At 27.8% G+C, this 23,362-nt stretch carries 20 protein-coding genes and 1 riboswitch; of the genes, 17 read left to right on the top strand and 3 right to left on the bottom strand.

The window, feature by feature from the left end:
- The first annotated feature begins 335 nt into the window (after positions 1 to 335).
- The 3 genes from HMPREF0216_RS02105 (at position 336) to HMPREF0216_RS02095 (ending at position 3,137) form a co-directional block, all read left to right on the top strand.
- Positions 336 to 902, top strand: a complete 567-nt coding sequence (locus HMPREF0216_RS02105; protein ID WP_005210571.1) for a TetR/AcrR family transcriptional regulator C-terminal domain-containing protein — start codon at positions 336 to 338, stop codon at positions 900 to 902.
- Positions 903 to 1,125: 223 nt separating this feature from the next.
- Positions 1,126 to 1,707, top strand: coding sequence for a manganese efflux pump MntP (locus HMPREF0216_RS02100; RefSeq protein ID WP_005210570.1), 582 nt, complete (start codon positions 1,126 to 1,128; stop codon positions 1,705 to 1,707).
- A 20-nt stretch (positions 1,708 to 1,727) separates the two neighbouring features.
- Complete coding sequence (locus HMPREF0216_RS02095; RefSeq protein WP_051040648.1) at positions 1,728 to 3,137, top strand: radical SAM/SPASM domain-containing protein; 1,410 nt, start codon at positions 1,728 to 1,730, stop codon at positions 3,135 to 3,137.
- A gap of 118 nt (positions 3,138 to 3,255) precedes the next feature.
- Here the strand turns inward: HMPREF0216_RS02095 and HMPREF0216_RS02090 are convergent, their stop codons facing one another.
- Positions 3,256 to 4,935 (bottom strand): PTS transporter subunit EIIC, encoded by a 1,680-nt coding sequence (locus tag HMPREF0216_RS02090; protein WP_005210568.1) that lies wholly within the window; start codon positions 4,933 to 4,935, stop codon positions 3,256 to 3,258.
- A gap of 484 nt (positions 4,936 to 5,419) precedes the next feature.
- Here HMPREF0216_RS02090 and HMPREF0216_RS02085 point away from each other — a divergent pair, with 484 nt between their 5' ends.
- Positions 5,420 to 5,599 (top strand): hypothetical protein, encoded by a 180-nt coding sequence (locus HMPREF0216_RS02085; RefSeq protein WP_005210566.1) that lies wholly within the window; start codon positions 5,420 to 5,422, stop codon positions 5,597 to 5,599.
- 537 nt (positions 5,600 to 6,136) lie between these two features.
- The gene (gene sfsA, locus HMPREF0216_RS02080) at positions 6,137 to 6,829 is read left to right on the top strand and encodes a DNA/RNA nuclease SfsA (protein WP_005210564.1); all 693 of its coding nucleotides are present in this window, start codon (positions 6,137 to 6,139) and stop codon (positions 6,827 to 6,829) included.
- Positions 6,830 to 6,879: 50 nt separating this feature from the next.
- Here sfsA and HMPREF0216_RS02075 read toward each other — a convergent pair whose 3' ends face one another.
- Both HMPREF0216_RS02075 and HMPREF0216_RS02070 read right to left on the bottom strand, forming a co-directional pair.
- Positions 6,880 to 7,224, bottom strand: coding sequence for a hypothetical protein (locus tag HMPREF0216_RS02075; protein ID WP_005210563.1), 345 nt, complete (start codon positions 7,222 to 7,224; stop codon positions 6,880 to 6,882).
- A 2-nt stretch (positions 7,225 to 7,226) separates the two neighbouring features.
- Positions 7,227 to 8,468, bottom strand: a complete 1,242-nt coding sequence (locus HMPREF0216_RS02070; protein ID WP_005210561.1) for a DUF1576 domain-containing protein — start codon at positions 8,466 to 8,468, stop codon at positions 7,227 to 7,229.
- Positions 8,469 to 8,847: 379 nt separating this feature from the next.
- Here HMPREF0216_RS02070 and HMPREF0216_RS02065 point away from each other — a divergent pair, with 379 nt between their 5' ends.
- The 12 genes from HMPREF0216_RS02065 to HMPREF0216_RS02010 all read left to right on the top strand — a co-directional run bounded on the left by HMPREF0216_RS02065 (position 8,848) and on the right by HMPREF0216_RS02010 (position 23,076).
- Positions 8,848 to 9,522 carry a beta/alpha barrel domain-containing protein gene (locus HMPREF0216_RS02065; RefSeq protein ID WP_005210558.1) on the top strand — a complete coding sequence of 225 codons (675 nt, stop codon included), beginning with the start codon at positions 8,848 to 8,850 and terminating at the stop codon, positions 9,520 to 9,522.
- A 146-nt stretch (positions 9,523 to 9,668) separates the two neighbouring features.
- A riboswitch (Lysine riboswitch) is annotated at positions 9,669 to 9,835 on the top strand.
- 111 nt (positions 9,836 to 9,946) lie between these two features.
- Entirely contained in the window at positions 9,947 to 11,239 is a 1,293-nt protein-coding gene (gene lysA, locus HMPREF0216_RS02060) for a diaminopimelate decarboxylase (protein WP_005210557.1), read from the top strand.
- Positions 11,240 to 11,739: 500 nt separating this feature from the next.
- Positions 11,740 to 11,961: a DUF3006 domain-containing protein gene (locus HMPREF0216_RS02055; RefSeq protein WP_005210556.1), complete on the top strand. Its 222-nt coding sequence runs from the start codon at positions 11,740 to 11,742 to the stop codon at positions 11,959 to 11,961.
- Positions 11,961 to 12,593 (top strand): signal peptidase I, encoded by a 633-nt coding sequence (gene lepB / locus HMPREF0216_RS02050; protein WP_005210555.1) that lies wholly within the window; start codon positions 11,961 to 11,963, stop codon positions 12,591 to 12,593. The genes HMPREF0216_RS02055 and lepB overlap by 1 nt, the downstream gene beginning before the upstream one ends.
- A gap of 69 nt (positions 12,594 to 12,662) precedes the next feature.
- Complete coding sequence (ftsH, locus tag HMPREF0216_RS02045; RefSeq protein WP_005210554.1) at positions 12,663 to 14,729, top strand: ATP-dependent zinc metalloprotease FtsH; 2,067 nt, start codon at positions 12,663 to 12,665, stop codon at positions 14,727 to 14,729.
- Between the two features lie 247 nt (positions 14,730 to 14,976).
- Positions 14,977 to 17,079 carry a HelD family protein gene (locus tag HMPREF0216_RS02040; protein WP_005210553.1) on the top strand — a complete coding sequence of 701 codons (2,103 nt, stop codon included), beginning with the start codon at positions 14,977 to 14,979 and terminating at the stop codon, positions 17,077 to 17,079.
- A 379-nt stretch (positions 17,080 to 17,458) separates the two neighbouring features.
- Positions 17,459 to 18,163, top strand: coding sequence for a GntR family transcriptional regulator (locus HMPREF0216_RS02035; RefSeq protein WP_005210552.1), 705 nt, complete (start codon positions 17,459 to 17,461; stop codon positions 18,161 to 18,163).
- 374 nt (positions 18,164 to 18,537) lie between these two features.
- Entirely contained in the window at positions 18,538 to 18,843 is a 306-nt protein-coding gene (locus HMPREF0216_RS02030) for a PTS sugar transporter subunit IIB (protein ID WP_005210551.1), read from the top strand.
- A 192-nt stretch (positions 18,844 to 19,035) separates the two neighbouring features.
- The gene (locus HMPREF0216_RS02025; protein WP_005210550.1) at positions 19,036 to 20,358 is read left to right on the top strand and encodes a PTS sugar transporter subunit IIC; all 1,323 of its coding nucleotides are present in this window, start codon (positions 19,036 to 19,038) and stop codon (positions 20,356 to 20,358) included.
- A 256-nt stretch (positions 20,359 to 20,614) separates the two neighbouring features.
- Positions 20,615 to 21,925: a 6-phospho-beta-glucosidase gene (locus HMPREF0216_RS02020; RefSeq protein ID WP_040418528.1), complete on the top strand. Its 1,311-nt coding sequence runs from the start codon at positions 20,615 to 20,617 to the stop codon at positions 21,923 to 21,925.
- A gap of 77 nt (positions 21,926 to 22,002) precedes the next feature.
- Entirely contained in the window at positions 22,003 to 22,737 is a 735-nt protein-coding gene (gene chbG, locus HMPREF0216_RS02015; protein ID WP_005210548.1) for a chitin disaccharide deacetylase, read from the top strand.
- Positions 22,738 to 22,749: 12 nt separating this feature from the next.
- Positions 22,750 to 23,076 carry a PTS lactose/cellobiose transporter subunit IIA gene (locus HMPREF0216_RS02010; protein WP_005210547.1) on the top strand — a complete coding sequence of 109 codons (327 nt, stop codon included), beginning with the start codon at positions 22,750 to 22,752 and terminating at the stop codon, positions 23,074 to 23,076.
- The last annotated feature ends 286 nt before the right edge of the window (positions 23,077 to 23,362 follow it).

The following is a 23,362-nucleotide window of genomic DNA, read 5'->3' as shown; positions in this document are numbered from 1 at the left end:
TACTGACACTTTGTCAGCAGTCTGAAAATACACATAATAATATTATGTGTATTTTTTATGCTATTAAAATTAAAGTAAATAATTATAACGGTATAATGTTTCAAGCAAAGCTTAATTTTTAGTATATAAAAAGGCATATAGACAATAAAAACTATTTAGATGAAAATATAAAGACAGATTTAATTATAATAGATATAGGGATAGCTATAGGAAGAATTAAATATTATTAATTTAAAAAATTCGAAAGATATGGTATAATATTTCCATAAAATGGGATAAATCTTAACGTTTATAAAAATTTTAGAGAGTTAGTATAAGATGGTTATAGGTGAATTATGAATAATAAAAAGGAAGATGTGCATTTAGCTTTAATTGAAAGCTTTAAAAAGTTAATACTTAAACAAAGTTTTGATAAGATAACAATAAAGATGATTACTGATGGTGCAGGTCTTATTAGACCAACTTTTTATAATCACTTTGCAGATAAATATGAGGTTTTAGAGGAAATATGCTATGAAGACTTATTTAAGGGGAGCGAGATGTTAATTGAAAATAGGATGCCTTATGAAGCTATTCAATATATGTTTTCTCGAATAGAAAATAACAAAGAGTTTTACGAGCAAGCTATTAAAGTTACTGGTCAAAATTCATTTGAAGAAATTATAAATAATAATTTAATACATATGTTTAAGGTATTATTAAAGCAATATGATAAGAATAGTAATTCACAAGAAAAATTTTCTGTAGATGATATAGCAGAATATTATTCAAGAGGTTTAACTTTTATAATAAAAAGATGGATAGAAGATGGAATAAATATATCAGCTAAGGATTTAACAAAAAAGTATGAAATTTTGGTAACTAACTCTTTAGATGATATTATCCATAATTTAATAAAATAATTAACCTTTTAATTATTTTATTAAATTCAGTAAGTAAGACAATTTTAATAAAAAGACTTTTTTATTGAAATATATAAAATTAATATACAATTTATATTATTTATATTTGGACGACTACAAAGTCGTCCTTTTGTTTATTTATAAATAACAGTTAAAAAGAATTATATATGTATTATTTTAGTCTATATTCTTATAATTAACTTATAAGGAGGGAAGAGGATGAATGAAATTGTGGGAAATAATTATAGTAGCAATTGGGTTAGCATTAGATGCATTTACTGTAGCAGTATGTAGAGGAGCTACACAAGGAAATTTAAAAAAAAGTAGCAGTATATTTGTTGGTATGATATTTGGTGCAATACAGACATTAATGTTAACGTTAGGAATGTTTATAGCCATATTCCCTATGCTAAAATCAGAAAACTTAAGAATAATATCTTTGAATCAATGGTTTTCAGCACTTATATTAATTTATTTAGGACTTAAATTTTTTAAGAATGCCTTTAAACAAGAGGAGGTATATGAAAGAAGAGAGGAGTTCTTTGGATATAAAACTAGTTTAGCATTAGCATTTGCAACGAGCATAGATGCATTAATTTTAGGAATAAGCCTCGGATTACTCCAAACCAATATAATAAGTACTATATTAATATTATTTATTGTAACTAGCATATTAGTTGCCTTGGGTTTATGGATGGGATACAGAATGGGAGATAAATATAAAAAACAAATAGATATTTGTGGTGGAATTATTTTATTAATTATAGGCATAAAAATAGTATTAAACTATTTTAATATTATATGAAAGGGAGAGTTAGTTATAGTATGTTAAGTGCAAAATATAAAATTCAACAATTTGCTTTAAAACAAGTTTTAGGATATTTAAAGAAGGATCCAGAAAAGAATCTAAAGAAAATAATCTCTTGGCTTAGAAAGTTTGATAGTGATAATTTATATGCAAATCAATATGATATGATAGATGGATTTTTAGATGATCCAGATAATAACTGGACTAAATTAATGACTAGAATAATAAATGAGGTTAATCCTAATATTGTTCAAACTGTATTTACTAACTTTTTATTAAATGCATCAATAAAAGGATGGGGAGAAATTGAAAAAAATAGAGAAAAATATGGTCATGATATTCCATTTACAATTCTAGTTGATCCAACAACCGCTTGTAATAAAAAGTGTATAGGATGTTGGGCAGCTGATTATAATAAGGCATTAAATTTAAGTTATGAGCAATTAGATAAATTATTTACTGAAGGAAAAGAATTAGGAATTTATTTTTACATTATGACTGGTGGAGAACCATTAGTTAGAAAAGCTGATATATTAAAATTAGCTAAAAAACATAATGATTGTGTATTTATGTTCTTTACAAATGGTACACTAATTGATCAAAAATTCTGTGAAGATTTAATAGATGTTGGTAACTTAGTTCCAACAATAAGCGTTGAAGGTTTTGATGATGCAACAGATGGAAGAAGAGGTGAAGGTTCATGGAAGGATATAATGAGAGCTATGGATCTTATGAAATCTAATAGAATACCATTTGGGTTCTCAACATGCTTTACAAATGCAAATTGTGATAGTGTATTATCAGAAGAATTTATTGATTTAATGATAGATAAGGGAGCATATTTCTCTTGGTACTTTACATTTATGCCAATAGGTTGTAAAACTGATACTTCATTAATGGCAAATCCAGATCAAAGAGAAAAATTATATAGAACTATAAGAGCTTGGCGTAATACAAAAGCTATATTTAATATGGATTTCTGGCATGATGCTGAATATGTTGGAGGATGTGTTGCTGGTGGTAGAAGATATTGTCATATAAATGCAAATGGAGATGTAGAGCCTTGTGTATTCTGTCATTATTCAAATGCCAATATTAAAGATGTTTCATTAATTGAAGCATTAGGTCAACCACTATTCTTAGAGTATCAAAAAAATCAACCATTTAATGAAAATCAATTTAGACCATGCCCAATATTAGATAATGCACCTAAGATTGCAGAAATGGTTAAAGCATCAGGAGCTAAATCTACTGAATATGTTGATCCGGAAAATGTAGATGATTTATGTAAGAAAACTATAAATTATGGATTAACCTGGGCTGAAAGGGCTGAACCTTTATGGAAAGAAAACTTAGAAAAGAAAAATAAAAAGAAAGAGGATAATAAAGTTAAAGAAGAAGAGAAAAAGGAATATGTTAAAAATTAATTTTACAGTATTCATTTATTAAAAGTATAAACAAAAAAGGCAAATAGTTATTACTATTTGCCTTTTAAGTCTAATAAAAATACGTTCTACTATTTTAAATACATTAAAGTAAAGTTAATTATTCACCAAGAATTTCATTGATTGCATTTTTATAACCATCAGCTTTTGCACCAAAGATTGCTTGGATTCCGTTACCAACTTCAACAACCCCAGCAGCACCAAGATTCTTTAATTCATCTTTGTTAACTTGAGCTTTATCTTTAACTTCAACTCTTAATCTTGTTATACAAGCATCAACAGATACTATATTTGATTCTCCACCTAAAGCAGCTAATACTAAAGGAGCTTTTTCTGCTATTTCACCTTTTCCAGCAGTTTTTGGAGCAGCTGCTGTAGTATCATTACCTTTACCTTTTTGGTAATCAGCTTTAGTGAATAACTTAGTTTCTTCGTTATCATCTTCTCTACCTGGAGTCTTTAAGTTAAGCTTAGTAATTAAGAAGTAGAATAAGAAGTAGTAAACTACAAAGTATACAATACCAACTAAAATAACTGTTAACCAATTAGTCTTAACACCAGCTCCTGCAGGAAGAAATCCAAATAGAGCGTAGTCGATAACACCACCAGAGAATGTCATACCTATAAATACGTTGAATATACCCATTAACATATAAGCTAAACCAGCAAATACACAGTGAATTACATATAATAATGGAGCAACGAATAAGAATGTGAATTCTAATGGCTCAGTGATACCAGTTAAGAATGATGTTAATGCAGCTGTTGCTAATAAAGAACCAACAACTTTTCTCTTATTTGGTTTAGCAGCTTTGTACATAGCTAAAGCAGCACCAGGTAAACCGAACATCATTAGAGGGAATTTACCAGCCATAAATCTTGTAGTATTGCTAACTATTTCGCTCATTACTGCGCTAGAAGCACCAACTAAATCAGTCATGCTTGATAATTGAACAAAGTAAGCTGTATTAGCACCAGCAACAGTTTGAACAGATCCATTTACTAGAACATTTGCTTCAACAAATGATCCATACCAGAATGGAGTATAGAATACATGGTGTAATCCAAATGGGATTAACGCTCTTTCAATAAATCCATATAAGAAAGTACCAAAGGCACCAGCATTTTTAACAAATGTAGATAATAAGCTTATACCATCTTGAACAACTGGCCATGCAAATGCAAGTAATGCACCAACTAAAGCCATTGTAAGTGAAGTTATAATTGGAACAAATCTAGATCCTGAGAAGAAACCAATAACTGGTGGGAATTGGATAGTACAGAATCTATTGTGTAATAAAGCAGTAACGATACCAGTTATGATACCACCAAATACAGACATATTTAATGTGAATATACCTAAGTTAGTAGTTACATAAGTTCCATATTGTCCTACTGAATCTGGAGTAAGAACTCCTAATTGAGTAACACCTAAAGCTAAAAGTGTTGAAACAACTTGATTCATTACTATAAAACCGAATACTGAAGCTAGAGCAGCAGTTCCTTTGTCTTTTTTAGCTAAACCAACTGCAACACCAACAGCAAATAATAATGGCAAGTTACCAAATATTATATCACCTATATTTTTCATTACAGTTAAAACAGCTGTAACAAATGGGATGTTAACAAAAGTTATTAAAGGTTGATAAATAGCAGGTGGATTGTTTAATCCAGATATCCCTAGTAATGCACCACCAACACCTAGTAATATACCGGCAATTGGAAGAGCAGCAATTGGAAGCATTATTGCTTTACCGATTCTTTGTAAAAATTGCATCATTTTATAATTCCTCCTAAAATTAAAATAAATAAGAACCTGTTACTTTTCTAATTACTAAAATTAGCAACAAAAAAAGTCCCAAATATCTATAAATTATATAATTATCTCTTTGATATTATTTGAGAGTTAATAATAATTTATACATATTTAAGCCTTGCCTGCATTACCAGTAACACGCTAATTATTAAATTTATGAATTTATAATAGCATACGTTAATTTGGGTGTAAAGGTTTTTTAAAAATAATTTTTAAATTTATTTTTTTTAATTATGGTATATGATAATAAGAATGAAATTTTATAATTGTTAACATTTTAAGAACTATAGAATATAAATGTTGAGATTATTAGATAAATTTTATAGAATAGCTATAAGTTGACTAGAAGCTATTATTTTTTTGAGCAATATTAAATTATATATAAATTTTATAATTTTAATATTAAGTAAAATATATAGATTATATTAAATATTTAGGGGGAAGCCAAATGTCATTTATAGTAGTATATGCAATTTTAATATTAGCAGCATATTGTTCCTTCAAATTAGCTAAAGAAAAAGGACAGAATCATATTATATGGCCAATTTTAACTATACTTTTAGGGCCTAGTATATTTGTAGTGCAATATTTAGCAACTACACTTGGTAAAAAGTCAATAATTCAATAATTAAGGTTGAAATATACAAGTTTTATAGGAGATAATATCATTACTATTTAATGATGTTATCTATTTTTTTTATCATCTATAATAAAAGTTAAATAGTGTTTTGAGGTTAAGATATATTTATAAAGTATAGAAATAATGGGTATATTTAGTAATATAATTAACAAAAGCAAAATTAATAAGATGAAAGTTATCCACAAAATGTGGATAACTTTAAAAAAGTGTTGAAAACTTTTACTAATATATTGACACAATATATTAGGGTACTACAATTATATACAACAATATAGGGGGTATTGTAGAAAAAAAACATAAAATGTTATGTAAATATTTGACTTGAAAAACTTGTCGATAAAGTTATCAACAGAATTAACATATCTGTGGACAAAATCTGTGGATAACAAGAAAATTTGATGCTTCTTTTAATAAAAATTATAAATAAATAAATTTAAACTGTGGATAACTATTCTTAATTAATATTAAAATATAAGAAAAAAGTAATAAAAAATAATAAAATGTAAAATTTTAGGAGGAAATGTTTTGAGGTATAATAAAAATATATTTAAAGCTGAATTTATAAATAGACCTAATAGATTTCATGCAAATGTAAAATTAGGTGAAGAGGAGATAAAAGTACACGTTCCAAATACAGGAAGATGTAAAGAGTTACTTATACCAGGATGTACTGTGTTTTTAAGAGAGGAAAATAACCCGACTAGGAAAACCCCCTATGATTTAATGGCAGTTTATAAGGGTGAAAAATTAATTAGTATAGATTCACACATACCTAATAAGGTTGTAGATGAAGCATTAAAAAACAAAAAAATAAAAGGTCTTGAAAAATATACAAACATATTGAGAGAAAAAACTTTTGGAAAGAGTAGATTTGATTTTAAGATATCTTCAGATAGCGGAGAAGAATATTTTTTAGAAGTTAAAGGAGTTACTTTAGAGGAAAATGGTTATGCACGTTTTCCTGATGCACCAACAGAAAGAGGGGCTAGACATCTATTAGAATTAGTTGAAGCAAAGAAACAGGGATATGGGGCAGGAGCAATATTCTTAATACAACTAAAGGAAGTAAGTAAGTTTTCACCTAATGATGCTGGAGATAAAGAATTTGGAGAAGCACTAAGATATGCAAAAGCAAATGGAGTAGATATATTTGCTTATAATTGTATAGTTACAGAAGAGTCAATAGAAATTAATGAGCCGGTAGAAATAATATTATAGTAAGAAGTTATGAGTTAGCATTTATTAAAAATAACTAACTCATAACTTTTTTAGTTTTCTTCTCTAACAAGGCGTATAGTTAGAATATTATCTATATAAGTAACCTTAGCTTTGTTTATCATCATACCAACAAGGGATAATTCAGAGTCAAACTCACATTCGCCACCAAGGTTCCAATAATATTGTTCAACTTCATGTTGCCTTGGAATACTTAATATAGAATTTAAGTTATCTAATTCTTTTTGAGAAATAGACTCTACTTCACCAGAAATAGTAAAGTATGAAGTGTTTCCATCACTACTTAAATCAATATGAACATTTGAGTTTCCAAGAGTGTGAAAATAAGTTATTAACTCATTAACAATTTTAAGGTTTTTTTCTGTTTTAAATTTCATAATTAAATCTCCTTTTTAAAGGTAGTTATTAATGGAAGGAGTATCATGGCAACTAAACCACCAGCTAAACCATTATTATAAAGATTTAGCCCACCGTGAAGATAGCCTGTATTTGCAACTATATTAACATGCATTAATCCAGCCACAATGCCTATTTTCCAACCAAATTTACCTGATATAGGAGCAAGTGTTGTAGAAAATAATATAGATAAAATTATAGGTGGATAATTTAATCCGTTAACATTAAATATTGCTGCTATAGTAGATCCTATAATTAATGGGATAGTATTTTTGATATTTTTACCAAATGCTCCAAAACCAATTATAGTAAATATACCACAAATAGTAGCACCATTTAAATCACTTCCTATAAATAATACAAATAATGATGACAAAATTCCAAGTATACCCATATTTATATAAGTTGTAGGTCCTGATAGTAAATAAAAATCACTTATAAGTCTACCGGTTTGATTTGTTATAAGCTTTAAATTTTTCTTTGAATTATTGCCCAGCAATAAACCAGATATAATTAAATAAATACAACAGAACAATATTATTAAGAAAAGTAATTTATTACTTCCAGTATGCCATATTAATCTACTATCAAAATTTATTCCAAAACCTCTTAAAATAGACATTAATAAAGTACCAAGCAATCCACTAGCAAATCCAATGTTATATAAGTTATAACCATTATGGGCTTTAACACTATGAGAAGCAATTGGAGGTAAGATAAAGCCTACTAATATTCCAACAGATATACCAAGTAATATAGAGAGAAAAGAATGACTATCGTTTGCAAAACTTAATTGGCTTACTATTGGAGAAAGGCAAGTACCTAATAGGGCAACAAGGGTATAATTAAGAAAAGGTTCTCTTTGGTATTTTGAGAATAAGTATATACCAAATATAATAGGCCAAATATTAAAGATATTTTTACCTAAAAATGAGAAGCCAGTCATAAGCCATAACGCCATTATAGTTGATCCATTTGGTTTTATTCCTATTAATATTAAAAGTAATATTGAAAGTATACTAGTTAATGAAGCATTAACTAAAGCTGCACCAATACCACCTACTTCCATATAATCAGTTATTAAAATATCAGAAGAAAGTACTATTGATTTTAGTCCATAAAATATTTCTTTTGGGCTATCAATAATAAAGGCAAAAATAATTAAACAACTATATAGCCCCAAAAGAATAACATATGGAGAATAAAAGTTTTTTATTTGTTTCATATATACATACACCTCAAATATATATTAACAAAAAAAACACTGAAAATAATGTGATATATATCATTTTTATGAAATATTTTTCAAATATTTTTTCTAAAAGATGATATTAATGGCAGCAATATCATTATAATAAAGTATTTTGTTAATCCATTATTACAAAGGTATAGGATATAATTTTAAATTTTCAATATAAATACCTTATAAGGAAAAAATATTTAAATGTAATTTACAATATTTTTTTTATATGAAAATAATTAGATGATAATATGTTAAAAAAGGTGTATTTAATGTAAAATTTAAATGTATTTAGGGTTAAATTCTTTTAATATTTCGACAAAATAGTATAATAGTACATATAAAAATAATAGGGGTGTTTCAAATGGAAAAAAGAAAACATAAGCAAGTGCCTGAAATCAAAGGACTTTTAAGACGCCATGTAGTTGAAGTGCCACCATGCATAAGAGATTGTTCAGGCATAAAAATATTTGGAAAAAGAATAAAATCGTTATTATTTACAACTGATGTTGCAATAATAAGGAATACAAATGCAGATGCAATTATAGCAGTTTATCCATTTACTCCACAACCGTTGATAACAGCAGCTTTAGTAATGGCTGCAGATGTGCCAGTTTTTTGTGGTGTAGGTGGAGGAATAACTCAAGGTAAAAGAGTAGTGAATTTAGCATTAGATGCAGAATTTAAAGGTGCCATGGGAGTAGTTGTTAATTCTCCAACTTCAAATGAAGTTGTTAGTAGAATTAAGGAAACAATTGATATTCCAATAATAGTTACAGTTGTTTCAATTCATGAGGATATAAAAGCTAGAATAGAAGCAGGAGCAACTATTTTAAATGTTTCTGGTGGAAAAAATACACCTGAAATAGTGGCTAAAATAAGATCTGAGTTTCCAGATTTTCCTGTTATAGCAACAGGAGGCCCAGATGAACAAACTATAAGAAAGACAATAGAAGCAGGGGCAAATGCAATAACTTATACTCCTCCATCAAACGGAGATACAATGAGTAACTTAATGGATAAATATAGACAATTTTAAAAATATTGTTTAATTAGTAAAAATAATGTGGTATTATTATTGTAAAAGACTGCATATAATATATTCTGAGTGAAACATCTTCTTTTTAGAATGAAAAAATAAGTTTTATTATCTAGATTGAAGTTTAGAATTTTATTTAATAGAATACCTATGTTAGAGGTGCTATTTATAAATAGTAATAAATTGTAGCTGGCAAGTGATGATAATTTATGAAAGGTATAATAGCCGAAGGAGTAATTTATGCAAAGGATTATTTCTGGGTATGCATAAAATATATGCATAACTGTCACGTAAGTGGAGGGCTACAAGGTGCGATAATAAGATGAAAATTATTTTTATTATAAGAAATAATAAATTGCATTATAAAGTAAAAACTACCACTATAGGACATCTATAGTGGATTTTTTGTTTGGAGGGTTATACAATGAAGTTATTTGGGGCAATGGAAATTAAAGAAAATGAATTATATATTGGAGGGGTCAGTTCTACTAATTTAGTTAGTGAATTTGGGTCGCCATTATATGTAATGGATGAGGAACTTTTAATAAACACTTGTAAAAGTTATTATAAAAATTTTAAATGTAAAGAAAATAATAATAGAGTGGCTTATGCAGGAAAGGCATTTTTAACAATGGCTATGTGTAAGCTTATAAATGAGCAAGGACTTTACTTGGATGTAGTTTCGGGGGGAGAGTTATATACGGCCTATAAATCAGGATTTCCTTTAGAAAAGGTGTATTTCCATGGAAATAATAAGACTTATGATGAAATTGAATTAGGTGTTAAGTTAGGCGTAGGTAGATTTATAGTAGACAATATTGAAGAAATGACTATATTAAATGAAATAGCAACTAAATATAATAAAAAACAGGATATTTATTTAAGATTAACTCCAGGTATTGAAGCTCATACACATGATTATATTAAAACAGGTCAAATAGATTCAAAATTCGGGTTTGCACCAGTTGGAAATACAATAATGAATGCTGTTAAATACGCATTAGATTATGAAAATTTAAATTTAAAAGGATTGCATTGTCATATAGGTTCGCAGATTTTTGATATAGCACCATTTGAAGATGCAGCAGAAATTATGTTAGGCTTTATAAATGATATTAAGAAAGAAACAGGACATATAATATCAGAGTTAGATCTAGGTGGAGGATTTGGTATACATTATACTAATGAAGATAAACCAAGAGAAACAAGAGAATATTGCGAAGCTATTTTAAATAGGGTAGATAAAGTTTGTGAAAAATTAGGATTAGAAAGACCAATCTTAACTATTGAGCCAGGTAGATCAATAGTAGGAAATGCAGGAACAACACTATATACTATTGGAGCAATAAAAGAAATAGAAGGAGTAAGAACTTATATTTCTGTTGATGGAGGAATGACTGATAATATAAGACCTGCATTATATGGGGCAAAATATGATATGACTATAGCTAATAAAGTTAATTATAAAAAGGATAATATGGTTACAGTTGCTGGTAAGTGTTGCGAATCAGGCGATATATTTGTAAAAGATATAAATCTTCAAGAAACTAAAAGAGGAGATGTGCTTGCCGTGTTTACAACAGGGGCATATGGATTCTCTATGGCAAGCAACTATAATAAAAATCCAAGGGCAGCTGTTGTTTTCGTAAAAGATGGAATAGCTCGTTTAGTATCAAAAAGACAAAGCTACGAGGATCTTTTATCCTTAGAAGTATAATAAAGTGTAATTACAAAAGGATTTATCTAAACAGCTAATCCTTTAAAATATATCGTATATTTTATGAAAAATAAATTATACAAGCAGATATTATAAAAGCACACAGTAAGAATACTTAATCTTACTGTGTGCTTTTGTTTTAAAGACCTCAAGATTAATCGGCAAATTATAGTTTTTAATACTTTTAACTTCATAACTAGAATTTATGATTTAATGATTTTTCTATAAAATACAATTAAAGAAAATAGTTAAATTTTTATTAATTGTATCTTATAGCATTACATATTTATGAATTTTTTAGTATATTTAGATATTATAATATATATCAGAAAATATTAATTTTTTAGAGATTGCAGATATAATATTTTAGATTGTAACTGTTTTGACATATTTGTGGGATATAATTTTTCTAATACTATTACGAATTCAATAAATGTGGTATACTTTAATATAAAGCAAATTGGAAAAGAGGTGAAGGCAGCTTATATCTGCAGTTAAGCATGAAAAATAATATGTTTATTATTGATAGATTAGAAAATAACTCAGTAGTTTTAGAAGATGATTGTGGAAATATTTTAACAATAGATAAAAGCTTAATTGAGGGTGAAATAAAAGAAGGAAATATCGTAATAAAAGAAAGTGGCTTATTTAATGTAGATATAAAAGCAACCATAGATAGAAAAAATAAAATTAATGCTTTAATGAAAGGTATGTGGGAATAGTGAGTAATGGTGAAGAAAACAATATACAAGATGTAGATATGTATAGTGGTTTAATAAATGAAAAAGATGAATTGAATAATGAAATAAATGGCAATAATACTAAGGGAGACAAAAAAACTAAGGTTGAAAAATCAAATTTTTTCTTTGATTGGATTGTACCAATAGTAATAGCCGTAATTTTAGCTACGTTAATAAATAAATACGTTATATTTAAGGTTAAAATACCATCAGAATCAATGGTACCAACTTTAAATGTAGGTGATAGATTATTTGTTACTAGAGTATATAATCCAGAAAAACTTAAACGTGGTGATGTGGTAGTATTCGATTCAGAAGAATTAAATGAAAGAATGATAAAAAGATTAATAGGTTTACCAGGGGATACTGTTATTATTAGAAATGGTGTTGTTCAGGTAAATGGAGAAACTTTACAAGAAGATTATATAGGAACACCAGATAATTATAATGGAGAGTTCCAAGTACCAGAAGGAAAGTATTTCTTCTTAGGAGACAATAGATTTTGGTCTTTAGACTCAAGATATTGGGAAAATCCATATATAGATGGAAGTGACATAACTGGTAAAGCTCAAATAAAGGTTTATCCATTAAAAGATTTTGGAAAAATAGAGTAGGATGAAGTAGAGTAATATAAAATACAAATGATATTAAATTTATATCTATAATATAGGAGAATTTAAAGAATGAATAATAACGAACCTAATAAAAAAAATGGAGAAAAGAAAAAGAATAATAATAATAAATTTTTAATTATTTATGCTATTATTGCTTTCTTATTCTTATACTCATTTTCTACAGCAAAAGAAATGTTAACTACAAAAGAAGTTTCTTATAATGAATTTGTTCAAATGGTAGAAAATAAAGAAATAAAACAAGTTACTGTAGATGGGACTTCTCTTGTTATAACACCTCAAGATACAAGTGAAATGAAAGGTAAAATTTTATATACTGGTATTGCAGATGACCCTGATTTAGTTAAACTTTTAATAGATAATAATGTTGATTATTATCCAGAAATTAAAAGACAACAATCAGTGTTCATGGATTTTATCGTAATAAATGTATTACCACTAGTTTTAATGTTTTTCTTAGTTAGATTTATTTTTGGTAAGATGGCTAAGAAAATGGGTGGTGGCCCAATGGGAATGGGCATGGGAAAAAGTAACGCTAAAGTATATGTGGAAAAAGATATAAAGGTAAGCTTTGAAGATGTTGCAGGTCAAGATGAAGCTAAGGAATCTTTAACTGAAATTATTGATTTCTTACATAATCCAAAGAGATATACAGAAATTGGAGCTAAATTACCAAAAGGGGCACTTTTAGTTGGGCCTCCAGGTACAGGTAAGACTCTTATTGCAAAAGCTGTTGCTGGAGAAGCAAAAGTACCATTTTTATCAGTATCAGGATCAACATTCGTAGAAATGTTTGTTGGTATGGGAGCTGCTAAGGTTAGAGATTTATTTAAAGAAGCAGAAAAAATGGCTCCATGTATCATATTTATAGATGAAATTGATTCTATAGGTAAGAGCAGAGATAACCAAATGCAAAGTAATGATGAAAGAGAACAAACTCTAAATCAGTTATTAACTGAAATGGATGGTTTTGATACATCTAAGGGAATAGTTATTTTAGGTGCTACAAATAGACCTGAAATATTAGATAAAGCACTTTTAAGACCAGGTAGATTTGATAGAAGAGTTATTGTTGATAGACCTGACTTAAGAGGAAGAATTGCTATATTAAATGTTCACGCTAAAGACGTTAAGATGGGTGAGGATGTTAATTTAGAATCAATTGCAAAGGGAACTCCAGGTGCAGTAGGAGCAGACCTTGCTAATATAATAAATGAAGCAGCACTTAGAGCTGTTAGAAGCGGAAGAGATACAGTTATTCAAGAAGATTTAGAAGAAGCTGTAGAAGTAATAATTGCTGGTAAAGAAAAGAAAGATAGAATTCTTTCTAAGAAGGAAAGAGAAATTGTTGCTTTCCACGAAGTTGGTCATGCGCTTGTTGCTGGTCTTTTAGAAGGAACTGATCCAGTTCATAAGATTACTATTGTTCCTAGAACAATGGGAGCATTAGGATATACTATGCAACTTCCAGAAGAAGAAAAATATCTTGTTTCTAAGGAAGAACTTATGAATCAAATTACAGTTATGCTTGGAGGAAGAGCAGCAGAAGAGGAAGTATTTAATATTGTAACTACAGGTGCTTCAAATGATATTGAAAGATCAACTCAAACTGCAAGAAATATGGTTACTATCTATGGTATGACTGATAATTTTGATATGATGGCACTTGAATCAGTTCAAAATAGATACTTAGATGGTAGAGCTGTTAGAAACTGTAGTGAAGAAACTTCAACACTAATAGATAAAGAGGTTTTATCTATAGTAAGAGAATGTCATGAAAGAGCAAGAACTATATTAAGAGAAAATAGAGATTTATTAGATGCTATATCAGCATATCTTTTAGAAAAGGAAACTATATTTGGTGATGATTTCTTAAGATTCATTTATGAAAAGTATCCTGAACTTAAAGAAAAAAGGGAAGCTGAAAAAAGAAGTAGAGATCTTGATTTAAATAAAGACTCTGAAATAGTTGCAGATATGGAAGAAGCTGAAGAAATTATTGAAGCTATAGAAAAAGAAGAAGAAACTATCATTAGAGAATCTTCTTCAGATGAAATATTAGATATGAATAAGAGTGAAACTGAAAGTAAAGAAGAGAAAGATAATTTTAATTTATAATTAGGTTTTAAAATTAATCATATTGGACATGATTTAATATTATGATATAAGATATAACAAGGATTTAAGTTATAGAAAAATAATTAATGGGGCTGTTGCAAAATGCACAGCCCTTATGTCAGTTAGTAGTTAGGAATGATAGTTTAATAGTAATTAAGATATCTATACGATATGTGTAAGTTATAATGTATAATTTTAAATTACTAGATAAAAGCTACTAACTACTAATTATGTAAAGCGGGAGGATATGCTTTTGGAAAAGTTTGAATTTTTACAAGAAGAACAAAATTTAGATCATACATTAAAGGTATTAAATGAAGAGATATTAAATTACATACAAAAAAGAAAAGATGTAGCAGACTACATACTTGAATATAGAAAGAAATTTATTGAAGAATATAGAGATGATGAAGATAAAGTAATGGAATATTTTGACCATGAAAGATATGTCAAAGAAGAAATGTATAGAACTATAGATAAAAAGTTAGCGGAATTTACTAAACTTAAAGAAGTGCCTTACTTTGGAAAAGTTAACTTTGAGGATGATGGATATCAAGAACAAATATATGTTGGTAGATATGGATTAACTAAAGAAGGATCTTTTGAACAAGTAATAGTAGATTGGAGAGCTCCAGTTGCATCATTATTTTATAAGGGAACTTTAGGTGAAAGTAGTTATAAATCTCCAGAAGGAGAAATGCCAGTTGATATATTAGCAAGAAGACAGCTTATAGTTAAAAAAGGTAAACTAGAGGGGTTCTTTGATTCTGATGTTGATGTTAAAGATGATATTCTTCAAATGGTTTTATCATCAAATGCAGGTGAAAAGCTTAAAGATATAGTAATGACTATACAAAAAGAGCAAGATGAAATAATAAGAGAAGAAAGAATGAAGGTTGTAGTTGTTAATGGAGTTGCAGGATCAGGAAAAACTACAATAGCCTTACATAGGGTTGCATATCTTTTATATAACTTTAGAGAACAACTTGGTGATAAGATATTAATATTAGGACCTAATGATATATTTATAGATTATATTGCTGATGTATTACCTACATTAGGTGAAAGTAATGTAAATCAACAAACATTTGCTCATTTTGCAATGAATGAAATAGGATTAAATGAACCAGTAGTAGATTTTACTGCTTATTTAGAGCAAGTTTTAAAGGGAAATCAAGAAATAATTGATGAAATAAGATATAAAGCTGGAGAAGAGTTTATTAAAGTATTAGATGAAAAGTGTGAAGAGCTTGAACAAAATTACTTTAAACTTGAATCTGTTAAATTCTTTGATGAAGAGGTAGTTTCATTAGAAGAAATAAATGAATTATTTGAAAAGCATTATAAATACATGCCTTTATTTAGAAGAAGCCAAAAGGTTAAGAGAGTTCTTATTTCTAAGCTTAAAGATAAAAGAGATGAACTTGTAAGAAACTTAAATGCAGAGGTAAAAGAAAAGTTAGCTAATCTTTCAGAAGAAGAACTATTAATTGAACAAAATAATATAGAATTCCAAAGAAGAATTAGAGTTAGAGAAATAATAAGAGAGCTTATGGAACAAAAGAAGGTTCTTGAAGCTTGGATTGATAATGAAGATATAGTAAGTATTTATAAAAACTTTACTAATACAGAAAATCTATCATACTTAGATTTACCAGCAATTCTTTACTTAATGATTAAGCTTGATGGTAAAAAGACTAAGCAAGAAATTAAACATATTGTAATTGACGAAGCACAAGATTATAGTATGCTTCAATTTATAGTTTTAAAGGAATTAACAGGCTGTAGAAGTTATACTATAGTTGGAGATGCAAATCAAAGATTAATAAAGGTTGAAGAAGAACCTGCAATGCTTAAATTGAAATCTTTATTCGGTGGTTTTGTAAAAAATTATGCTTTAAATAAGAGTTATAGATCAACATTCCAAATCATGGAGTATGCAAGTAAGTTATTAAATGAAAATGCAATAGTTCCATTTGTAAGAAAAGGAACTCATGATGTTGAAGAGATTGATATAAATAATGAAGATGATTTAATTGATACTATATTAGAATCTTTAGAAGAGTATGATGATGAAAAGTATGAAAATATAGCAATTATAACTAAGGATAAAGAAGATCTTAAAAAGATAGCACCAGAGCTTAAAAAGTTTACTAAGCTTTTAGCATTTGATAGAGAAGATATTATTTATAGAGGTGGAAAAGTTATAGTTCCATCATATTATGCTAAGGGATTAGAATTTGATGGAGTTATAATAGTTAACTTTGATGATAATACTGATGATTTAGTTAAATATATAATGGCAACAAGAGCATTACATCAACTAAAAATTATTAATTTTAAGAAATAAGCTTTAGCATAATTTTAATAATATTAAATGATTATTTAAAACTAGAGTTGCATTTAGCTAAAGTGAGAAAAATTCTAGCAATATTATAATTGCTAGAATTTTTATTATTATACAATAAAGCAATACTTAGCAGTAAAAGGATAAATTTAACTATTAAAAATTATATATAATGACTACAAATGTATAGACATTTGTGTTATATTTATAGTAAATGTATACATATCAGATGGATTAGTAGATAATAATTTTATTAAATAATGAACTATTTTATTTATATTTAAGTTTTTTAAAATTTTACTACTATATTAAAAATTTATTTAGAGTTAAATAGATATGATATAAATCAGGTAGATTATTAGGGGAATGAGGTGATTTAAAGATGAAGGAACCGATTTATATAAAAATTGAAAAATATCTAAAGGAGTTAATAGATTCAGGGAAGATAAAACCAGGAGAACTTTTACCTTCTGAAAATCAATTAACTGAAGAATTTAATGTGACTAGAATGACAGTAAGATCGGCTTTTAACAATTTAGTTAAAGAAGGATATATTACAAGAAAAAGGGGTATTGGAAGCATTGTATTAGGAAATAGAATTTCTGATAATATTGGTGCTGTTGAAAGTTATACAAATGAAATGTCTAATAAGGGATATGAAATAACAACTAAGCTTGTTAGTTTTGGAATAATTGAAGCAGATCACTATATAAAAGATAAGCTAGGATTAGAGTTAAGTGAAAACGTGTGGGAAGTTAAAAGAGTAAGATATGCAGAGAAAGAGCCTGTATCTTATATGATAACTTATATGCCAGTAAAAATGTTTCCAAATTTAAAGAGAGATAATTGTAATTCTTTATATAAATATATAAATGAATGTGGATTTAAAATATCTACAGCACAGCGTGTAGTTGAAGCTGTAATTGCTAATGAAGAGTTAATGGAATTACTAGAATTAGAATATGAAGCTCCAATTCTTCATATAGAACAAGTTGGTATTTTAACAACTGGAGAGGCATTTGAATATTCACACACATATCATTATGGATATAAGTTAACATTAAATGCAGTAGCAGAAAATTATTAAAATTTAAAATAAACCAACTACTAATATTAAAGCCAGAAAATGATAATCATCTTTCTGGCTTTTTTACTTGTAAATAATTAAATGTTTAAAGGTAATTAATTTGCATAAGACTAATAAAGATGAGAAAAATGAAAGTAAAAGATTAGTATTAAATACTGATAAAGTGTGTAATTTCTATATATTTAATTAGGTATTTAAATATACATTTTGCTCTATATAATACTGAGAGTTTTAGAGTGAAAAAAGAATTTAATGAAAATGTTTAAATTTTTTTTAAAAAACTACTTGAAATGTCTATACAATTGATATACTTATGTATACATAAGCTAGGAAAACGAATACACAAGTTAAATAAATGTTTGGAGGTATAAATTATGATAAAAATTATGTTAGCTTGCTCAGCAGGTATGTCAACAAGTTTATTAGTTACAAAAATGCAGGATGCTGCAAAAGAAAAAGGAATAGAAGCTGAAATTTGGGCTATTTCAGAAGTGAATTTAGCAAATGAAATTGACAAATGTGATGTTTTATTATTAGGACCACAAGTTAGATATGTACTTAATAAAGCTAAGACTTTAGCAGAACCACACGGAATTTCAGTAGAAGTTATAAACATGATACATTATGGAATATGTGATGGAAAGGCAGTTTTAGATAGAGCATTAGAATTAAAAGCTTAATATTTTAGAATAATTTAATGGGTAGAAATTAAGTTGAGATATTAGAATAATAACTAAGAGTTAAGAAGTGCTTTTATTTTAGAAAGTTTATTAAATGTATAGACATTCTTAACTCTTAGTAAAGCAAAAATGTATAGATTAAAAAATAAATATCAATTAAATGATTATTTAACATAATAGGGGGAAGATACAATGGAAAAGTTTATGGCTTTTATGGATAAATACATCTCTCCATATGCAGCAAAGTTAGGAGCTCAAAGACACTTAGTTGCTGTAAGGGATGCTTTCGTCGCAATGATACCGTTAACAATAATAGGTTCATTAGCAACACTTATAAACAACGCACCAATTAAGGCGCTTAACAGTTTTTTAGCAGAAAATACTTTTGGACAAAAAATTAAAGAATTAAATGGTGATATATGGTTTGGGACACTGGCTATTATGACATTACTTTTAGTAATAGGTGTTTCATACAATCTTGCTAAATCTTATGAAGAAAATGGTCTTCAAGCATCAATGATAGCAACATCAATATTTGTTCTTTTAATTCCACAAGTTGCAAGTATTGCAGTTGAAGGAGCTTCGAACGTTGAAGCTTGGGGACTAATAGGAGTTGCATATTTAGGAACAGGTGCATTGTTTACAGCTATTATAATTGGGATTTTATCAACAGAAGTATTCATAAGATTAGGTAAGGTAAAACAATTAGTAGTTAAAATGACAGAAGGTGTTCCACCAGCAGTTTCAAGATCATTTGCAAAATTACTTCCAGGTATGTTAACAGTAGTTATATTTGCAATAGCCGGTTTATTAATAAGAGTAGTAGCAGATGGACAATTCTTAACAGATTTAATAAACAAATACTTAGGAATTCCATTAAGTAATATAACAGATACATTACCATCAGCTATATTAATAGCATTCTTTATTCATGGATTATGGTTTGTTGGCTTACATGGTGCAAATATTGCATTACCTTTCACAGGGACAATGTTTACTAACTTAGGAGCACAAAATGCAGAAATGATTCAAAATGGGGCTCCATTAGATCAATTACATGTATTAGCAGGGCCATTCTTTGATGCTTTCATATTTATGGGAGGATCAGGAGTAATAATTGGATTATTAATTGCTATAGCAATTGCAGGTAAGAGAAGAAGAGATATGCTTGCATTAGGATTAGCACCATCAATATTCAATATTAGTGAACCAGTAATATTTGGATTACCAATCGTATTAAATCCTATATTCGGAATACCGTTTGTAATAGCACCAATTGTTACAACTATAATATCATATTTATCAATTTCACTTGGATTAGTTCATCCAGTAATAATGGCAAATATGCCTTGGACTACACCTCCAATACTTGGTGGATTCATGGCAACAGGACATTGGTCAGGAGCAGCTTTATGTATAGTTAATATAGCAGTTTCAATATTAATATACTTACCATTCGTAGTTATGGCAGAAAAAATGGATGCTAAAAAAATGGGAATAGATCAAGCAGCTTAATTAACATAAAAAATAAATATAGGAGTTTGGAGTTAATGGAAAAATAGGGTCTACACAAATGTTGACCTTATCCCAAACTCAAAACTCCTAACATTTTATATTTTGTTTTATATTCATTTATAAAGTGAGTAAAAATCAGCATATAAAATGCTATCTTAAATAAGATTATAAAAATAAATACTATTAAAATAAAGGTGAATATATACAGATTAATTTTAGCAATTTTATAAATATAAATGTTAGGATGGTGGAGAATATGAAAAAAGGAATTAAAATAGTTACAATAGGTGGAGGATCAAGTTATACTCCGGAATTAGTAGAAGGTTTCATAAAAAGACATAAGGAATTACCAGTTAGAGAATTATGGTTAGTTGATATAGAAGAAGGTAAACATAAGTTAGAAATCGTAGGAAATCTTGCTAAAAGAATGGTTAAAAAAGCAGGAGTAGACATGGAAATTCATCTAACTTTAGATAGAAGAGAAGCTTTAAAGGATGCAGACTTTGTAACTACTCAATTAAGAGTTGGATTATTAGATGCAAGAATTAAAGATGAAAGAATTCCATTATCACATGGTGTTATAGGACAAGAGACTAATGGAGCAGGTGGATTATTTAAAGCACTTAGAACAGTTCCAGTAGTATTAGACATAATAAAAGATATTGAAGAACTTTGTCCTAATGCTTGGCTTGTAAACTTTACAAATCCAACAGGGGTAATATCAGAAGCTGTATTTAAATACACTAACTTCAGAAGATATATTGGATTATGTAATGTTCCAATTGGAGTTAAAAATGGTATGGCAGACATATTAGGAATTGAAAAAGATAGAGTTGAAATGGACTTTGCAGGTCTTAACCATATGGTTTATGCATTAAATGTAAGAGTAGATGGAAAAGATATAACTAAAGAAGCAATTGAAAAATTTGTTACTTCATCACTAACAATGCAAAATATAAAGGATATTCCACTAAATGCTGATTTTGTTAGAGCATTAGGGGTAATACCATGCCCATATCATAAATATTACTATAAGCATAAAGAAATGTTAGAAGAAGAGTTAGAAGGTTTCAAAGATGGTAAAACTAGAGGAGAAACAGTAAAAGCTTTAGAAGACGATTTATTTGAATTATATAAAGATGAAAACTTAGCAGTTAAACCACCACAATTAGAAAAAAGAGGTGGAGCTTATTATAGTGATGCAGCTTGTAATTTAATTAATTCAATTTATAATGATAAAAAGGATGTACAAGTTGTAAATACATTAAATAATGGAGCTATAAGAGATTTCAGAGAAGATTCAGCAGCAGAAATGAGTTGTGTTATTACTAAAGAAGGACCAAAACCACTAGCAGTAGGGTACTTACCAGTTGCAGTTAGTGGATTAGTTTCTGAAATAAAAGCATTTGAAATATTAGCAGCAAAGGCAGCTGTAGATGGAGATTATAATGCAGCATTACAAGCATTATGTATTAATCCATTAATACCTTCAGATGACTTAGCAAAAACTATTTTAGATGAAATGCTAGAAGCACACAAAGATTATTTACCACAATTTAATAAATAGTTTACAGTTAGTAGTTTAGATTTAAACTACTAACTATAAGTCAAGAAGTATCAATTAATTATCCAAGGGGTGTTAACATGACTAAGTTAATAGTAAATGCAGATGATATTGGGTTAAGTGAAGCTGTTAACTATGGAATATTATCAGCTTATAAAAATGGAATAGTAAGATCAACAACAATAATGGTTGGTATGCCTGCATTTGATCATGCTGTTAGCATATTAAAGGAGAATCCAGGATTGGGTTGTGGTGTACACATGACTTTAAGCTTAAATAAGCCTGTATTAAGTACTCATAAAACAATAGTAGATGAAAATGGAAACTTCTATAGAAGAATTACAAATGAACTTGTAGAAGAAAAATTTGATTTAAATGAAATATATGAAGAATTTTGCGCTCAAATAGATAAGGTAATTGAAAGTGGAATTAAGGTAGATCACCTAGATTCACATCATCATGTTCACACATTATCAAGCTTAAAGCCAGTTATAGAAAGAGTATTAGAAAAATACAAACTACCTATAAGAGGTGGATTTGAAGATAATATTGAATATGATAAGATAATTCCAATGACAGAAAGTTTTTATAGTGGAAATGTAGCTGATGACTATTTTGAAAAGCATATAGAAGAATTAAAGAATTACGATGTAATAGATATTATGTGTCATCCTGCATTTGTAGATGAATATTTAGTAAATTCAACATCATATGCAATGGAAAGAATTAAAGAATATAGTATTTTAACATCTAAAAAGGTTCAGGAAGTTTTACTAGAAAATAACTTTGAGATTACTAATTATAGCAATATTTAGGGGGAGATTAATATGAACGAAGAATTAATGGAAATATCATTTGGACTAATAGCAAATGCAGGAGAAGCAAAAGGTTTAGCTTTTGATGCTTTAAGCAAGGCAAAAGAGGGAAAATTTGAAGATGTTAGAGAATTAATAAATAAATCAAGAGAAGAAATGCATAAAGCACATGCTTTCCAAACTCAACTTATAACTAAAGAAGCTTCAGGAGAAAAAATGGAAGTAGGAGTATTATTAATACATGCTCAAGATCATTTAATGAATGCTATGAATTTCCAACAATTAGCTGAAGAATTTATCGAAATTTATGAAAGATTATCAAAATTAGAAAATAAGTAATTTGTAGAGCATAATTTATGAAAATTAAATAATAAAATAAGAGTACTAAGTAAGAGAAATTAATGATACTTAGTGCTCTTTTTTTTATAATATGAAAATAATTCATTAAAAATAGTCGTATATAGTCTATTTTGATATAAATTATAGATATTTAAGTGTTTATATATTGCTAAAAAATGTAATAAAATTGGTGAAAATATAAATAAATTGCTAAAAAATATAAGAATATTGTGTTTTTTGTTGGAATAAGTTTACTGAAATTTATGGTGATGTTAACCTTAAATGG

Origin of the sequence: Clostridium celatum DSM 1785, assembly GCF_000320405.1 — a bacterium.
Classification (GTDB): Bacteria; Bacillota; Clostridia; order Clostridiales; family Clostridiaceae; genus Clostridium; species Clostridium celatum.
Note: the sequence above shows the minus strand (reverse complement) of the source record. Positions and strands in the feature narration are given on the sequence as shown.

What these genes read in the sequence shown, in the direction of transcription:
- HMPREF0216_RS02105 (WP_005210571.1), top strand. Translation starts at nt 336, where the DNA reads ATGAATAATAAAAAGGAAGATGTGCATTTAGCTTTAATTGAAAGCTTT.
- HMPREF0216_RS02100 (WP_005210570.1), top strand. Translation starts at nt 1,126, where the DNA reads ATGAAATTGTGGGAAATAATTATAGTAGCAATTGGGTTAGCATTAGAT.
- HMPREF0216_RS02095 (WP_051040648.1), top strand. Translation starts at nt 1,728, where the DNA reads ATGTTAAGTGCAAAATATAAAATTCAACAATTTGCTTTAAAACAAGTT.
- HMPREF0216_RS02090 (WP_005210568.1), bottom strand. Translation starts at nt 4,935, where the DNA reads ATGATGCAATTTTTACAAAGAATCGGTAAAGCAATAATGCTTCCAATT.
- HMPREF0216_RS02085 (WP_005210566.1), top strand. Translation starts at nt 5,420, where the DNA reads ATGTCATTTATAGTAGTATATGCAATTTTAATATTAGCAGCATATTGT.
- HMPREF0216_RS02075 (WP_005210563.1), bottom strand. Translation starts at nt 7,224, where the DNA reads ATGAAATTTAAAACAGAAAAAAACCTTAAAATTGTTAATGAGTTAATA.
- HMPREF0216_RS02070 (WP_005210561.1), bottom strand. Translation starts at nt 8,468, where the DNA reads ATGAAACAAATAAAAAACTTTTATTCTCCATATGTTATTCTTTTGGGG.
- HMPREF0216_RS02065 (WP_005210558.1), top strand. Translation starts at nt 8,848, where the DNA reads ATGGAAAAAAGAAAACATAAGCAAGTGCCTGAAATCAAAGGACTTTTA.
- lysA (WP_005210557.1), top strand. Translation starts at nt 9,947, where the DNA reads ATGAAGTTATTTGGGGCAATGGAAATTAAAGAAAATGAATTATATATT.
- HMPREF0216_RS02055 (WP_005210556.1), top strand. Translation starts at nt 11,740, where the DNA reads ATGAAAAATAATATGTTTATTATTGATAGATTAGAAAATAACTCAGTA.
- ftsH (WP_005210554.1), top strand. Translation starts at nt 12,663, where the DNA reads ATGAATAATAACGAACCTAATAAAAAAAATGGAGAAAAGAAAAAGAAT.
- HMPREF0216_RS02040 (WP_005210553.1), top strand. Translation starts at nt 14,977, where the DNA reads ATGCTTTTGGAAAAGTTTGAATTTTTACAAGAAGAACAAAATTTAGAT.
- HMPREF0216_RS02035 (WP_005210552.1), top strand. Translation starts at nt 17,459, where the DNA reads ATGAAGGAACCGATTTATATAAAAATTGAAAAATATCTAAAGGAGTTA.
- HMPREF0216_RS02030 (WP_005210551.1), top strand. Translation starts at nt 18,538, where the DNA reads ATGATAAAAATTATGTTAGCTTGCTCAGCAGGTATGTCAACAAGTTTA.
- HMPREF0216_RS02025 (WP_005210550.1), top strand. Translation starts at nt 19,036, where the DNA reads ATGGAAAAGTTTATGGCTTTTATGGATAAATACATCTCTCCATATGCA.
- HMPREF0216_RS02020 (WP_040418528.1), top strand. Translation starts at nt 20,615, where the DNA reads ATGAAAAAAGGAATTAAAATAGTTACAATAGGTGGAGGATCAAGTTAT.
- chbG (WP_005210548.1), top strand. Translation starts at nt 22,003, where the DNA reads ATGACTAAGTTAATAGTAAATGCAGATGATATTGGGTTAAGTGAAGCT.
- HMPREF0216_RS02010 (WP_005210547.1), top strand. Translation starts at nt 22,750, where the DNA reads ATGAACGAAGAATTAATGGAAATATCATTTGGACTAATAGCAAATGCA.